The 15,144-nt window shown below is 41.4% G+C and carries 12 protein-coding genes; 5 read left to right on the top strand and 7 right to left on the bottom strand.

Features of this window, described 5'->3' with window-relative positions; genetic code table 11:
• Nucleotides 1–20: 20 nt before the first annotated feature.
• Nucleotides 21–206: a 4Fe-4S binding protein gene (locus QZU45_RS04680; protein WP_074943257.1), complete on the top strand. Its 186-nt coding sequence runs from the start codon at nucleotides 21–23 to the stop codon at nucleotides 204–206.
• Between the two features lie 61 nt (nucleotides 207–267).
• On the opposite strand, the gene QZU45_RS04675 is transcribed toward QZU45_RS04680, so the two are convergent.
• The 4 genes from QZU45_RS04675 to purM all read right to left on the bottom strand — a co-directional run bounded on the left by QZU45_RS04675 (nucleotide 268) and on the right by purM (nucleotide 6,968).
• Nucleotides 268–2,472, bottom strand: a complete 2,205-nt coding sequence (locus QZU45_RS04675; RefSeq protein ID WP_295352243.1) for an autotransporter outer membrane beta-barrel domain-containing protein — start codon at nucleotides 2,470–2,472, stop codon at nucleotides 268–270.
• Between the two features lie 364 nt (nucleotides 2,473–2,836).
• Nucleotides 2,837–3,754, bottom strand: a complete 918-nt coding sequence (gene speB / locus QZU45_RS04670; protein WP_295352240.1) for an agmatinase — start codon at nucleotides 3,752–3,754, stop codon at nucleotides 2,837–2,839.
• Entirely contained in the window at nucleotides 3,755–5,641 is a 1,887-nt protein-coding gene (gene speA, locus QZU45_RS04665; RefSeq protein WP_295352237.1) for a biosynthetic arginine decarboxylase, read from the bottom strand. It abuts the gene before it with no gap.
• 274 nt (nucleotides 5,642–5,915) lie between these two features.
• A complete protein-coding gene (gene purM, locus QZU45_RS04660) occupies nucleotides 5,916–6,968 on the bottom strand; it encodes a phosphoribosylformylglycinamidine cyclo-ligase (protein ID WP_295352234.1) in 1,053 nt (350 codons plus the stop codon).
• Nucleotides 6,969–7,395: 427 nt separating this feature from the next.
• Here purM and QZU45_RS04655 point away from each other — a divergent pair, with 427 nt between their 5' ends.
• Nucleotides 7,396–8,676 carry a DUF2066 domain-containing protein gene (locus tag QZU45_RS04655; protein ID WP_295352231.1) on the top strand — a complete coding sequence of 427 codons (1,281 nt, stop codon included), beginning with the start codon at nucleotides 7,396–7,398 and terminating at the stop codon, nucleotides 8,674–8,676.
• 27 nt (nucleotides 8,677–8,703) lie between these two features.
• A complete protein-coding gene (locus tag QZU45_RS04650; RefSeq protein WP_295352228.1) occupies nucleotides 8,704–9,414 on the top strand; it encodes a DnaA/Hda family protein in 711 nt (236 codons plus the stop codon).
• Between the two features lie 53 nt (nucleotides 9,415–9,467).
• Here QZU45_RS04650 and panD read toward each other — a convergent pair whose 3' ends face one another.
• The 3 genes from panD to QZU45_RS04635 all read right to left on the bottom strand — a co-directional run bounded on the left by panD (nucleotide 9,468) and on the right by QZU45_RS04635 (nucleotide 12,516).
• Nucleotides 9,468–9,848, bottom strand: coding sequence for an aspartate 1-decarboxylase (panD, locus tag QZU45_RS04645; protein ID WP_295352225.1), 381 nt, complete (start codon nucleotides 9,846–9,848; stop codon nucleotides 9,468–9,470).
• A 3-nt stretch (nucleotides 9,849–9,851) separates the two neighbouring features.
• Nucleotides 9,852–10,703: a pantoate--beta-alanine ligase gene (gene panC, locus QZU45_RS04640; protein ID WP_295352222.1), complete on the bottom strand. Its 852-nt coding sequence runs from the start codon at nucleotides 10,701–10,703 to the stop codon at nucleotides 9,852–9,854.
• A gap of 370 nt (nucleotides 10,704–11,073) precedes the next feature.
• Entirely contained in the window at nucleotides 11,074–12,516 is a 1,443-nt protein-coding gene (locus QZU45_RS04635) for a M48 family metalloprotease (RefSeq protein WP_295352219.1), read from the bottom strand.
• A 195-nt stretch (nucleotides 12,517–12,711) separates the two neighbouring features.
• Here QZU45_RS04635 and QZU45_RS04630 point away from each other — a divergent pair, with 195 nt between their 5' ends.
• A complete protein-coding gene (locus tag QZU45_RS04630) occupies nucleotides 12,712–13,902 on the top strand; it encodes an AI-2E family transporter (RefSeq protein ID WP_295352216.1) in 1,191 nt (396 codons plus the stop codon).
• 141 nt (nucleotides 13,903–14,043) lie between these two features.
• On the top strand, nucleotides 14,044–15,024 hold the full coding sequence (gene bioB / locus QZU45_RS04625; protein WP_295352213.1) for a biotin synthase BioB: 981 nt from the start codon (nucleotides 14,044–14,046) through the stop codon (nucleotides 15,022–15,024).
• Nucleotides 15,025–15,144 lie beyond the last annotated feature (120 nt).

Here is a 15,144-nt window from a genome sequence, read left to right as displayed (position 1 = left end):
ATACCAATATGGTGGAACCGATGTTTGTAATTAACAAAGAAGTTTGTTCAGAATGTGGCGAATGCCAGGATATATGCCCTTGCGGAGCTATTGAACAGCAGGATGACGGCTCTTTTCAGATTGAAGCTTCAGTGTGCGCTGATTGTGCAGCCTGCCAGTCAGTTTGTCCTTTTGAGGCTATTGAAGAAGTCGAAAACGACGAATAAACACAAAAAAGCCAGATTGCTATATAAATAGTAGTCTGGCTTTTGCATAGACGTTGAACCATTAGAACAGATATTTCATTTCTGCATTGGCCCATGCACCTCTGAATCCATCACCTAACAGACCTTTAATACCCAAATCAAAAATAAGTCCCTTATTTGATGATGGCTGAATAGTAACGCCCAGTTCTCCGAATCCTCTGATACCGTCCATCTTGGAAGGTTTTGCCCAAATTCCGTCAATCTTTAGTTCAGATTTGCCGTCAAACTCGTATTCAGCACCCAGACCTGTGTATAGAACTGTTGTTGGAGTGTAGTTATGACTGTATCTGCCAGCAAGTCTTAAACGGTGACTGTTCACTGATGATAGCTCGTATTTACCGCTAGCGTTAAAGGTGTTTCCATCCTGATGCAGGAAGAAATACTTTCCGTACAAATCCAGAGCGTTAAGATCATCAAGTTTAATAACCTTACCGCCACCTAATTCGGCTCCTATGTAGTAGGAACTTAGGTCAATGTCGTAGGCCTGACCTGTATAAAGATTGTATAAAGCTCTATTCTGAGAGGTTTTTATACGACCGTATCTTAAAGCTCCGTTTACATGCCATAGATTCTCAAATGCCATATTTGATAAAACAGTGACACCGTAATAGCTGATATCACCGTTTTTCTTGATGTATGGATCTGCCTTACCTGCATTAAAGTGATTCTTGAACTTTCCAAAGCCTGCTTCAAATGCAGCGCCTACTGAAAGCAGACCGAAGTCATTTTGAATGTTGTTACCTACACCAACAGAAAAGTTCAGGGTATTCACATTAACGTGAGAGCCGGTGTTAACACGAGCCATTCCTCCTCCTACAGATGAGAATGCCTGTACTCCGGTGAGTCCTGAATTTGCAAGATTAGATGAGGCTGCTGAGCTTGTATCCGCCCCCTGGTTTAGAGCAACTGCAGCAGCAGACATTGCCATGGCAGCAGTATGTGTCTGAGGTTGAGCCTCGATACTATTAACGGTATAGGTAACTGTATTTCCTGAAAGTTTTGCTGTACCTGAACCTTCAAGGGCAGTACCGAAAGTAAAACTTGATTCACCTGTTGTCAGACCGAGACTTGCTTCTGGATCTTTATTGGAAACTGTCAGCATATCATAGCTATCTCCTGGAGATAGCATTTGAACTCCGGAAAAACTTACGTTTGATGTATCTACCTTTGTTTCACGTGAATCTGTGGAGAAATTGGATAATGAATTGATGATAATAGTTTTGCCCCAGGTTACTGTATCCAGGCGAATGGTCGAGAAATTATTTACACTGCCAACCGTATAGTTTGAAGGCTCCCATGGCATGTTGTTATAGCCAAAGATTAGAGTGTTACCTGCAATTACGGAACCTGCTTTATCTTTAACGTGGGTATCTGGATCAACATAACTTGTATCAATACCTCCATATATTTTTGCATTTTCACTACTTACATCAGCATCTCCATACAGGTATACCTCATTGTTTGACATACTTGCTGAACTGGTTGCTGAAGCTGTTGTTGTCCAACCGGCTCGTATCCGGGCAGTAAATACACCTGATCCAATAATAATTTTATTATTTGAGGCCGATGAATTATTTTCTGAAATTGCATATCCTCCAACTAGATCTTTATTTCCCGTAAAATTACTTCCTTTCTCAATAATTACTGTGTTGTAATTAGTAGTTGCAGCATAAGGGGTGCCTTTATTATCAATTTTTGCTCCGTAAACACGAACGTTTTTTACTGTACTTCCTGCTTTAAAAAACAAGGTATTATTGTTTGCTTGTACTATATTAGTATTTACATAGACTCCATAAAGAGCACTAATCCCATTATTACCTATAAGATTTCCGTATACTGTTATGCTGTTGAAGTCATTATAAGGCATTCCTAATTTGAAGTTGGCATAAATATTGGTCTCAATACTTGTGCTTTTTGTATAATCAAGAGTGCCGTAAATAATCGCAGTTGCACCTTCGTAGAAATTAGAAACGTTAATCTGGTTATCTCCGTAAAGATATATAGTCTCTGTTGGTCCTACTATCCATGGAGAGGTAAATCCTTGAGCGTCAACCTGACTTGAAAACGGAAAATATGAAAGAACGACACTTAAAGCAACGGCAAGAGGCTTTATTCGAGGAGAATTTTTCAGTTTAATTTCTTTATAAAGAGTGTCATTTGAGACTTTCTGCATCTTTTTATTTTCTAAAGCACATGATTCACTTTTGTCAATGGTATTAGTTTTCATTCACAACTCCCCGAAAAAAAAATATTTCAAGCATTAACAAAAGAATGCCCATAATTTAACTATGGTAGATAATTGTGATTTTGAGTAATTAATGACTACTTTTGATATTTAAAATGCTTTGAAAATCACATTAATATGAGAAAATCTGAGCTTTTTTCAATGAAAGAAAAATTGCAGGTAAATACTCAGCGTTATGTTTCAGTGTGGAGAAAAACAGACATTACACAACAGATAGCTTTTGTAGTAGACAATATAAGTTATGTAATCTAGGTGGATCTTGAGGAAGTTTGTAATATAAATCCCCAGCTGGTGCTGAGGATTATTGATGACTCTTAGTTACACATAACGTGGAAGAGAGTGAAGATTACATTCTCTTGTAGCCTTCCATGTACAGCATCTCAAGTGCGATTGAAGCTGCAGCTAATGATGTAATATCACCATGATCGTAAGCTGGTGAAACTTCAACAATGTCCATGCCCACAATATCAAGATCTTTAAGAGCGCGTAGAATCTTCATGATCTTGTCGGTGCTCATACCTCCTACTACAGGAGTACCTGTACCAGGAGCGTATGCAGGATCAAGACAGTCGATATCAAAACTGATATAGCACTTGCTACCGCCAACTCTCTCATGGATTGCAAGGGAAATATCCTCAACAGACATATCATTTGCAGCAGCACCGTCCAGTACCAGGAAACCGTCCTTCTCATCAAATTCAGTACGGATACCAACCTGAACTGACTTCTTGACGTCAATCAGATCTTCATTAGGAGCATGATAGAACATGGTGCCATGATCGAAATCTGAACCGTTTGAATAGGTGTCAGCGTGAGCATCAAAATGAATTAGTGACAGCTTGCCGTATTTCTTGGCATGAGCGCGTAGAAGAGGCAGGGTGATGAAATGATCACCGCCGAAGGTCAGCATCTTCTTACCTGATGCAAGTAGCTTGTCTGCATGAGCTATCAGCTTGTTTACCATATCCTGGTTGTCACCGAATGAATAAACCAGATCTCCGCAGTCAACAACGTTCAGCTTATCCAGAACGTTGAACTTCCATGGATAGCGACAGTGCTCCCATGCCAGCTGGGTTGAAATCTGTCTGATGGCATTTGGTCCAAAGCGGGTGCCTGCACGGCCGGAGGTAGCCATATCAAAAGGAACACCTGTAATTACCACATCAGCATCACTGCTGTATGGCTCAAAGTTTAAAGGTGTACGTAGAAATCCAAAGGCATTAGATACCAGTGAAATATCGTTCTCGTGATTTAATGTCTGCATTTAGTCTTCCTCTAGATAGGTATAACCATATAGACCTGATTTAAATTCCTCGATGAAAGCGCGCTGTGTCTTTTCATCAAGATTATTCTGATTTCTTAAAACCTCATTGCTGAATTCGTTGAGCAGCTTGGATGGATCCAGCAGTACATATCGTAACATATCTGCAACAGTACTTCCCTCATCTGACAGAGAAACACTGACTTTCCCATCTCCATAGGCATATACATCATAAACTTCGGTGTTGCCGAACAGGTTATGCATGTTACCAAGAATTTCCTGGTATGCGCCAACCATGAAGAAGCCGATCATAGGAGGATTGTCCACATCATACTCTGGGAATGGCATGGTGTTGGAGATATCATCACCTTCAACATACTGAGAGATGGCACCGTCAGAATCGCAGGTGATATCCAGCAGTACAGCACGTCTGGTAAGTGGCTTATCCAGATTCTCTAAAGGCAGAACCGGGAAGATCTGATCGATACCCCAGGCATCAGGCAGAGACTGGAACAGGGAGAAATTCAGGTACAGCTTGTCCGCCATACGCTCATCAAGCTCATCAATCAGTACACGGTGAGACTTGTTGGTTGGATCCAGAGCCTGCTGAATCTTCTTGCAGATGCAGATATAAATCTGCTCGGCCTTGGCTCTCTGCTGCAGGGTAACGTCACCTGACACATAGCCTTCGTGGATTTCCTGCAGATCATACTGAGAGTCATGCAGCCACTCACGCAATGAACGTCTGATTACATCCTTGTGCATCTCCTCCCAGGTTTCAAACAGGTTGAACAAGGCACGTGGAGATTCTGGAAGAGGTTTTTCTGGAACAGTGAATTCGTTGCGCTCAATACCGATTACGTTTGATACCAGAACAGCGTGATAAACGGTCAGAGCACGGCCTGATTCAGTAAGGATCTTAGGCTCTGGAAGATTATTCTCACGGCAGGCATCACCGATGGTCCAGACGATGTTGTTTGCATACTCCTTTAATGAGTAGTTTACAGAGCAGTCTGTCTGTGAACGGGTGCCTTCATAATCAACACCCAAACCGCCGCCAACATCGAAATATTTAATGTTAACGCCAAGCTTTGACAGTTCAACGAAGAACTTGGAGCTTTCTCTTACACCGCGGGTGATATCACGGATGTTTGACATCTGTGAACCTAAGTGGAAGTGCAGCAGCTGAAGCCATTCAATCTTTCCGTGCTCTTTTAAAGTAGCAACCAGCTTCAGAACCTGAGAGGCAGCCAGTCCGAACTTTGAGCTTTCGCCGCCTGAGGACTGCCATTTGCCGGAACCCTGTGAAGCCAGACGGGCACGGACACCTAATCTTGGAATAACATCAAGACGGGCGGATTCCTCAAGCACAATCTTGAGCTCAGACATTTTTTCGATAACCAGGAATACACGGTGACCCATTTTTTCACCGTCTAAGGCCAGACGAATGTATTCACGATCCTTGTAGCCGTTACATACAATCATGGACTGATTTCTGCCGGCATGTGCAAGCACGGCCATCAGCTCAGCCTTGGAACCGGCTTCAAGACCGATTGGTTCAAACTCTGTACAACAGCTGGTGATTGATTCTAGAACTCTGCGATGCTGGTTAACCTTGATAGGATAGATTAGGTTGTAACCGCCCTTATATCCGTATTCTTCCTGGGCTTCCTTGAAAGCGTTGTTTATATCAAAAAGTCTGTTCTGTAGAATCTGAGGGAAACAGAATAAGGCAGGCAGTCTCTGTCCTAGCTTTGCTCTTTCTTTTACCAGATCAGCAAGATCTACTTCTGTATCAGTTTCATTTGGGTTTGGATGTACAACAACGTGACCCTTGCTGTTTACTCCAAAATACTTATTTCCCCACCAGTCAATGTTGTATGCGTTCACAAGTAGCACCTCCAAAGGACGCTAAAATATATTCCTGAGTTTTAGTTCTTTATTCATTTGCAGCAGACATAAAAACAGTCTGCTGTTTTGTTTATTTAACCTGAAAAAGTCTTTTGAAAAGCTCATAAAAATCGCTGAGTCTCCTAGATTTTTCAAGGCTTTTATAAATGCGTTACTATAACATATTTGTTTTTGTATATGCATTTTAAATGTATAAAAAAAGCTCCACTTTTTCAGTGAAGCTTTTTCTGCGAAATATATTCTGTAAAGTAAATTAGAAGTTTTCGTAGTTCTTGATGGTAACCTGCTTGCCGTCTGCACCTGTAGGAGCAATTTCACCAAGTACCCATGCCTTCTCTCCTAAAGAGTTAAGTAGCTCAACAGCCTTGTCTGCCTCTGCAGCTGCTACTACAGCAATCATACCTACTCCGCAGTTGAAGGTTCTGAACATCTCATAGGCATCAACGTTGCCCTGAGTCTTTAGGAACTTGAATACTTCTGGACGCTGCCATGAATCACCGTCACAGGCTGCACAGGTTCCCTCAGGCAGAACTCTAGGAATGTTCTCCCAGAAACCGCCGCCGGTGATGTGAGCTAAAGCGTGAACATCAACTTCCTTAATCAGCTTGAGGATCTGCTTAACATAGATTCTGGTTGGAGCCATAAGAGCATCTGCTATTAAGGTTCCGTCTGAAAGCTTGTCCTCTAAAGGATTTACTCCGCATTTCTTAAGAATTGCACGAATCAGAGAGTATCCATTTGAGTGAGGGCCTGATGAAGCAATACCGATCAGCTTGTCGCCAACCTTTACCTTTGAACCGTCGATGATTTTATCCTCATCAACAACACCAACAGCAAAACCGGCCAGGTCATAGTCGCCTTCCTCGTACATGCCTGGCATTTCAGCGGTTTCACCGCCAACCAGAGCACAGCCGCTCAGCTCACAGCCGTGAGCAATTCCGGTAACCACTGTGGTAGCTGTATCAACGTCCAGCTTACCTGTTCCATAGTAGTCTAAAAATAAAAAAGGCTCAGCACCCTGAACCACAATATCATTAACGCTCATTGCAACCAGATCCTGACCCACGGTTGAGTGTCTCTTCAGATCAATTGCAAGACGCAGTTTGGTACCAACACCGTCTGTACCGGTTACCAATACAGGATTTGTATATCCCTTTGGAATTCTGGTTAAAGCTCCAAATCCGCCTAGTCCGCCAATAACCTCTGGTCTTGTGGTCTTTTTAACAGGGGCCTTGATGCGCTGAACCAGCTCATCTCCAGCATTAATATCAACGCCAGCTTCTTTGTAGGTCAAATTTGATGCCATTTTAGTCTCCAGGTAAAACTTTTGGTCAAACGAAAAATTCTGTGCGCAATTTTACAGAAATTGGAGGGTAATTTCATCTCAAATATGAAATTTCATGTGTCCTAGTATGTGGTAGAATTATGCAGGTGAAATTATGGCAGATCAGTAGATTTTTTCTTTTGATACTGACAAAAACTCCTTATATTATAAAGAGTTACCTGCAGTATTACTGATCGCTATCATAGATATATGCTTTTTGTGTTCAGATAATTAATCAACAGATGTTTTCTGTGTTTTTTCGGTTTTGACGAAAACAGAGGTTCTGTTAAAATCTCTCTTGAAAATCTGATAGATATCATATTTTTCAGAGAGCAGAAAATCATAAAAACACGGGGAATATCTCTTATTTTTAGTGAATAAAATGCAGAAATTAGGCTTGGGGAATTCAATGAAAATAATTACATTATTATGTGCGGCAATGCTCAGTTGTGGTGCAAGTGCAACTGAGATTTTTGAGACTCCACTGGACAATGGAATGGACAATGCGATTGTAAAGGCATTCTCCGATGCAACTTCTGCAAATGTTACTGATCCTTCACATTCTCTTTCCCTAGAGGATATCCGTACCACCATTGAAACCATCAGCATCAACGGCAATAATCTGTGTGTAAGTTTCAATGACGAGAAGGTAAAGAATCTTCTATCATCAAAGGGTATCGGTGTATGGAATGGAGAGACCGGTACTATTGTAGCCTGGATTGCTGATCTGTCCTCAGCAGACTCTTCTCTGCTTTCAGGTGAGGGAGAGGCTGAATTCGTAAAGAAACTGCAGGGTGCAGCAACCCAGAACAGATTCAATATCATGTTCCCTGTAATGGATCTTGATGATGTTCAGCAGGTAAACTCCCAGACTATCGTTTCTCATTCAGATGAACTGATTGCCAAGGCTTCAAAGCGCTATGACGCCAAGTATTTTGTAAGCGGTGTTATGGAGCGCGATTCAGCCAATAACGGCTATTCAGTAAAGTGGAACCTCTGTGATGCAGATGGCAAGTCATTAGGCAGCGGTGCCAACAGTGGCGATGCTGATACTGCAACTTCTCAGATGTCTGCTCAGATTGCACAGGTTCTGATGAACTCCTCAAATACAGGCAGTACTGCAGCACCTGCAGCTCCTGTTGCCACCTCCGCAAATGAAGCTGATACCATTACTCCTGTGACAGATGATGGCTCTATTGCACTTGGACCTGTAAAGGGCGGTGTAAGAGTTCTGATTACCGATATTGAGAATGTGGCAGACTACCCAAGAATCAAACGCATTCTGATAACCTACGGTTATGAATCAGATATTCAGGTACTTGGATACAACTCAGAGGGCGTTATCTTCCTGATCCCAACCGGCTCATCTCCAGCTATTCTGGATGGTACCTTTACCCATGCTTCAGAGTTTACAAAGGTTGCTCCATGGACATACAGATTCAATGAGTCAAAGGGTGCTGCAAAGCCAGCCGATAACGTTGGTTCTGTTACCACTACAACCACCCAGAGAGTTACCTCTTCTATCAATAACTACGGCAACGAGGCCTATACCAAGGAGACAGTAAAGGAGACCGTTGAGGTTACCACCACTGTTCCTGCTCAGAAGCCTGCCGGAGATACCTCCAATGATGTTCCTGTGATTACCATTACTGATGATTCAGATAATTCATCAGTTGCTTTAGAAAGATAATCATAGTAGTGAACATTAAGGATAGAAATGGAAGAAAAAAACAAGGTTCCATATCAGCAGGCTTTAGATTTCAAGATTTCGGATAAAAGTGACTTTTCAACTTTTGTTGAAGGTTCAAATTCCTTTGCGGTTTCTTCCCTGAAGCGTGCTGTTGAGAACGAGGTGAATGAGTTTTACTATTATTTCGGCCCAGAGGGCTGTGGTAAGACTCATCTTATGAATGCGCTGTTTCAGCTGAATTCAGCTCAGATTAACAACTGTTTCTTCTTAGATCTGAATCTGGCTAAGACTTTGGGCCCAATGGTTTTAGATGTTGATCTTCCTAAAATCATTATGCTTGATAATGTAGATGCCATCGCCGGTGATGAGCAGTTTGAGATTTCACTGTTTGGTCTGTATAACCGCTGGTATGACCGTCGTGAAGGCACTCTGATTATGAGCGGCAGAACCTCTTTTGATACCATTCCTTTCAGTAAAAAAGATCTGACCACCAGACTTTCAAGCGGAGTCAAATTCCAGCTTAACTACTTAAATGAGAATGAGTGTATTGAGGCTGTTTCCAGAAGAGCTCAGATGCGACACTTCAATCTGCCGGAGAATACTGCAACCTTCCTGGTCAGACACTGCAACCGTGACATGAGATCACTTGTTGAGATTCTGGACAGACTGGAAAAGGCTCAGATTGAACAGTCTCACTATCTGACCATTCCTTTTGTGAAATCCCTTCTTAACCTATAAAAAATGCTCCTGTAAAAAGGAGCATCTTAAAATCCCGGTGATTTGGTTTCCTGTTAGACAGTAGCGTTTGCCTTTTCTGAAAAATTTCTGACGATGTGATTTTTCTCATCAACTAAAACCACCTTTGGTTTAAGTTCACGAGCTTCCTTTTCGTCCATCTGGGCATAGGCAATGATAATGACGATATCTCCCTTCATGGCACAGCGGGCTGCGGCTCCGTTCAGACAGATAACGCCGGAACCACGCTCTCCAGGAATGGTGTAGGTCTCAAGTCTGGCACCATTGTTGTTATTCACAATCTGAACTCTTTCTCCTGGAAGAATGCCTGATGCCTCAAGCAGATCCTCGTCAATGGTAATAGAGCCGACGTATTCGAGATTTGCCTCTGTAACTGTTGCACGGTGAATTTTGCCGTGCATCATGGTATAAATCATCTTTTACTCCAGGATGATATTATCAATCAGTCTAGTTGTACCGAATCGTACTGCAACTGCCAGCAGGGCAGGGGCTGTGATTTCCTCTTTAAGCTCGTAAAGACCAGGAAGACCGTAGCATTCAACATATTCAATGTTGGCCAGAGGTTCTTTTGCAATCTCAGTCTTTGTGAAGCTGATAATGTCGTTTAAATTTGTGCAGCCGGATTTGAATTTCTCTAAGGCACTCTTAAGAGTCTTTGAAAGAACAACTGCAGCAGTCTTTTCTTCAGCTGACAGATAGGTATTTCTTGAACTTCTTGCAAGACCTGAATCTTCTCTTACGATAGGAACAATTCTAAGCTCAAGATCAAAGAACATATCCTTGACCATACGGCGCAGCACTTCAACCTGCTGTGCATCTTTCTGTCCAAAGTAGGCACGGGTTGGTCCAACGATATTAAAGAGCTTGGAGACAACAGTGGTTACACCTCTGAAGTGGATTGGTCTGGTTTTTCCACATAAAACCTTGGTGATGTTACCTGTTACCTCAACCCAGGTGTCATCAGCACTTGGATACATCTCTTTAGGAGAAGGCGCAAATACAACGTCACCGCCTGCCTTTGCTACTACCTCAAGATCAGCATCAAGAGTTCTTGGATAAGCATCAAAGTCTTCGTTTGGTCCAAACTGAGTTGGATTTACGAAAACACTAACAACAGTGATGTCATTTTCCTTTGCTGAATTTGATATCAGTGTTGCATGTCCCTGATGCAGAGCTCCCATAGTAGGAACAAGACCTACGGTCTTTCCTTGAGCTTTTAAAGGTTTTAAATAATCTCTTAGTTCTTTAACAGTATGAAAACACTGTGTCATAACGCAAACTCACTTAGTTCATTTCACTTAAAAGAAAAAATCTAAACAAGTTTACTACATTATTCGGGAATTGGTGATTTTTCTCAAAAAAAAGGCATTTTTATCAATAATCTGAAATGTCAGTGGATATTCTGATTTAGGAAGATCTTGCGCCGAATGTAGTTCACTACATTTTTTTTGGGGGGATAGTCTCTTGTTTTTTTGAGGTATATTTTTTTCTTTGTTTCAACTAACGTTGTTTCTCTCGAAAAACTAGCTGAATCCAGCCCCAAGATGTAAAGAAAATATACAGCTTGAAAAGATTTACAGGAGAGTTGTAGACAAAACTGCAACTCTCATTTTTATATATGAATGTTTTTTTGAATAGAAATCAGCGTCTTTTTTCGAGTTTTTCGTCAAAATCTTTCTGAGATGAGATTTTTGAGTACTGAGCGCGGGCGATCTGAGAATATGAGCCTTTGCAGGTATGCATTGCATCATTGAGACTGTTAAATGCTCTGGTGTAATCTGATTTCAAAGCCATAGTCTGGGCATTGGTAATTAGAGCCTGACATTTGTTTTTCTGCTGCAGGAAGCTTTCGGTCAGCATTTCTGAGGCAAAGGAATCATTCGGATATTTCTGCAGGAATTTTTCCAGCACCTGCTGTGCCTGTTTTCCTTCTCTTGCCTTAAGATAAGCATTGGCTAGATTGATGGTAATAGCACTGTCGTAAGGCTTTTTGCTGTAGAGAACTCTTAGTCTTGATATTGCTGATGAGGTATTGCCGCTTTCAAGATCAATATCGGTATACAGATCAACAATAAAGTCATTAGAAGCCATAGAGGAGAGATTTTCAAGGTATTCTTTTGCCTTTGAATAGTTTTTCTCTCCATAGTAGATAAGAGCTAAGGCATAGTTTTTGTAATACTTGTTAACTTTTTCTGTATTCTGCAGTCTTTCCTTGAATTCATTGAGCTTCAGATTCATATATCTGACATCTACACGGGCTTTGGCAAACATGAAGTTTGGATCGGTAGAATTCTTCCTTTTAGGTAGGTTCTTTGCTCGGTTATAAGCCTCTGCAACACGGATCTCTGATAAAGGGTGATCGATTAAAAGTGCATAGGCACTGTTGATGTTACCCTGCATAGAGAAGAGTTTTTTGAACAGAGTACTCATAGCCATAGGATTGTAGCCTGCTTTATCCAGAACGGAAATACCGATTCTGTCCGCTTCATATTCATTGTCTCTGGTGAAGTTGATTCCGGTCTGAGCCATAAGACCTGCTGAAGTAGAGAAAGCCGCAGCACCCACTGTAGGATTTATGATTGCCAGCGCAATAGATCCTATGATGCTGGCGATTGAAATCGCACCGCGGTCTGACTGTTCTTCAATAAATCTTGCAATATGTCTTTGAGTGATATGTGAAATTTCGTGGGCGAGAACTGATGCAAATTCATCCTCATTATCCGTGTAATGGAACAGACCTGCATTTACCTGAACCTTTCCTCCTAAAAAAGCGGCCGCATTTAAAGATGGATCGGCGGAGAGAAAGAATTCATAGGGAAAATATACATTATTTGCATTGAGTACAAGTTTCTGACCAACTGAATTTATAAATTCGGTCATTACCGGATCGTAACTTATGATCCCGGCACCACGAGCCTTTCTCATAAAATACTCTCCGTACAGTCTTTCGGTCTGGACGGTCATACCTCTGGCTCCGGCTGTGCCCATTTCCGGGATGAATATATTGTCTGCAGCCTGTGCTGCTGATGTTATAAACATTGCACATATCAGAGAATACAGGTTCTTTTTAATTGACCTTTTCATACATACTCCTTCAAAAGACTGTCTGAAATTCTACCACGCCAGACAGAACCGAGAATACCTTAAATTGTATAGTTTATGATTATGGTTTAATTCTTAATTATGCGAGCGTTATATAAATACTTTTAAAAAACAGTGTTTTTATAATCGTCATGCCCTGTTTTTGCATATAATGATCCTGAAACAAAAGGATTGATTATGATTAAGTTATTCAAGAGCTGGTATTCCAGACATTTTTCTGAACCTGGTACGATTGAATTTGCATTTGTTCTTCTGGCTGCTTTCGTGGTTGTATACTATTTCATGTGGCTGGTGGGACCTCTGGTGGTGGCACTGTGCATTGCCTACTGTCTGGACTGGTTAGTCAGACTCCTGATAAATAAGTTTAAGCTCAAAAGAATGCCTGCTTCTATAATAACTATGGTGCTGTTTGTTGGGCTGTCCATCGGTATTATTGTGTTTATTGTTCCTAAGATTGTCCAGCAGGCAAATCAGTTCTATACCAGTCTGCAGCAGATTTCTCTCTCTGCTCAGGGTGATAGAAAGGATGATTTTGACACCATAATTTCAAACAGAACCTATGAGTTTATTGAATCTCTGCCTGATCCGATCCCATCCATGTTTTCTCAGGATGAGGTTGACCAGTATGTGCTTCAGGCAAGGTCATCCATTCTTGCAAACACAACAAGTTTTATCAGAAATCAGGTGATGCCTTCTGTCGTCAATGCCATGACCTGGCTGATGTATATGATTATCGTACCGATTTTCACTTTCCTGATGCTGGCAAACAAAGAGACGTTGCAGAAGCGATTTAAAGACTATATTCTGCCAACTAATCAGGATATTATTGGACAATTCTGGAAAAGAATAAACGGTCAACTTGAAGCCTATATCAGAGGCAAGGTTCTGCATATCATTATTATCACCATAGTTAACACTCTGGCCTTTATGCTCTTAGGTGTGAACTATGCCTTCCTGCTTGGTTTCGGTGTCGGTTTATCTGTGATTATTCCATATGTAGGTGCCGCCCTGATTACTATTCCTGTGGTGCTGATTCCTGTTTTCCAGTTTGGTTTCTGTACCTATGTTATCTGGATTCTTGTGGTTTATCTGATTATTCAGCTTTTAGACGGTAATGTACTGACTCCATTTCTGTTCTCTAAGGCTATGAACCTTGACGCTTTCTCAATCCTGTCGGCTATCCTGATTTTCGGCGGACTCTGGGGCTTCTGGGGAGTATTCTTCTCAATTCCTCTGGCAACCTTTATTGGCTCGATGGTTAAATACTGGCCTATTAAAGATAAAGAGGGAGCAGAAAAGGACAATTCTAATGAGGATAAGGCTGAGGATGTAGCTAAACAGGAAGCAATTTCGACTTCGAAGGATTAGTTTTTACATCTTGATTTAGGCGCAGATCTTCGGATCTGCGTTTTGTTTTGTACTAATGTTATGATTTTTCGCGTTATAATACGCGTCATTGTTTTTTTTAGCGTAGCAGAGAGCTGCGTTTTTTGTTCTGGAGACTAGAAAGTGCAACTTAAAGATCTTGCAGATAGCGTTATTCATGGGTATGAAGTTACTAGAGAGGAGGCTTTAGAGCTATATAATGCCCCTCTTGAATTACTTAAGGAAGGTGCCTCAAAAATAACATCAGCCTTTTTTAAAGAGGCGCTTGAACTTTGCTGTATTTCCAATGGCAAATGTGGAAAGTGCTCTGAGGACTGTAAATTCTGTTCTCAAAGCCGCCATTACAACACAGGAGTAGGGGAGAGTCCTCTTAAGACTGTTGATGAGTTTTTTGCTGAGGCAAAATACAACGCAGACAGAGGTGTCCACCGTTTTTCAATTGTAACCTCAGGACCTAGGCTTACACACGATGAGGTTAAGGTTATAGCAGAGGCTTACAGAAAGATTTCAACTGAACTTAGGATTTCCTGCTGCGGCTCACTGGGACTTTTGAATCTTAATGATCTTAAGCTCCTTAAGGAAAACGGACTTTCTAGGTATCACTGCAACGTTGAAACTTCTCCAGATTTCTTCAAGGAGATCTGTACCACCCATACCCTAAAGCAGAAAGAGAGAACCATTGCCTATGCTAAGGAAGCTGGACTTGAAATCTGCTCCGGCTGCATTATCGGCATGGGAGAGAGTATTGAGGATAGAGTAGATATTGCTCTGTATCTAAGAAAACTTCAGGTTGACAGTACTCCCGTGAATATTCTTAATCCTATAAAGGGAACCCCTCTTGAAAACAGAGAGATTGTTACTCCTGATGAGGTAAGACGCTGTATAGCTGTTTTCAGATATGTGCTTCCTAAGACTGTTCTACGCCTTGCAGGTGGAAGACTTCTGATTCAGAAATATTTCTCCGACCTTTACAATTACGGTATTAATGCCGAGATTACGGGAGATATGCTGACAACAGCCGGTCTGACTATAGCTGATGATATTGATACTGCTATCAAATGTGACAAAGTTATAAGAAAAATTGATCCTGTAAAGATGGTCTAGATCTGTCTGTATATTTAAATAAGCAGACATTCCTTGGAAATTTGACTTGCGTTGAAATTTTTTCTGTATAAAATGTCACAATTCCTGATATCCGGAAATATCATTTTAGTACAGTGCTGA

Origin of the sequence: uncultured Succinivibrio sp., assembly GCF_902756765.1 — a bacterium.
GTDB lineage: Bacteria > Pseudomonadota > Gammaproteobacteria > Enterobacterales > Succinivibrionaceae > Succinivibrio.
The sequence above is the reverse complement of the archived record's forward strand: the minus strand, read 5'-3'. Positions and strand labels throughout refer to the sequence as shown.

What these genes read in the sequence shown, in the direction of transcription:
- panC (WP_295352222.1), bottom strand. Translation starts at nt 10,703, where the DNA reads ATGACACAGTGTTTTCATACTGTTAAAGAACTAAGAGATTATTTAAAA.
- QZU45_RS04650 (WP_295352228.1), top strand. Translation starts at nt 8,704, where the DNA reads ATGGAAGAAAAAAACAAGGTTCCATATCAGCAGGCTTTAGATTTCAAG.
- QZU45_RS04630 (WP_295352216.1), top strand. Translation starts at nt 12,712, where the DNA reads ATGATTAAGTTATTCAAGAGCTGGTATTCCAGACATTTTTCTGAACCT.
- panD (WP_295352225.1), bottom strand. Translation starts at nt 9,848, where the DNA reads ATGATTTATACCATGATGCACGGCAAAATTCACCGTGCAACAGTTACA.
- QZU45_RS04635 (WP_295352219.1), bottom strand. Translation starts at nt 12,516, where the DNA reads ATGAAAAGGTCAATTAAAAAGAACCTGTATTCTCTGATATGTGCAATG.
- QZU45_RS04655 (WP_295352231.1), top strand. Translation starts at nt 7,396, where the DNA reads ATGAAAATAATTACATTATTATGTGCGGCAATGCTCAGTTGTGGTGCA.
- QZU45_RS04675 (WP_295352243.1), bottom strand. Translation starts at nt 2,472, where the DNA reads ATGAAAACTAATACCATTGACAAAAGTGAATCATGTGCTTTAGAAAAT.
- speB (WP_295352240.1), bottom strand. Translation starts at nt 3,754, where the DNA reads ATGCAGACATTAAATCACGAGAACGATATTTCACTGGTATCTAATGCC.
- purM (WP_295352234.1), bottom strand. Translation starts at nt 6,968, where the DNA reads ATGGCATCAAATTTGACCTACAAAGAAGCTGGCGTTGATATTAATGCT.
- QZU45_RS04680 (WP_074943257.1), top strand. Translation starts at nt 21, where the DNA reads ATGTTTGTAATTAACAAAGAAGTTTGTTCAGAATGTGGCGAATGCCAG.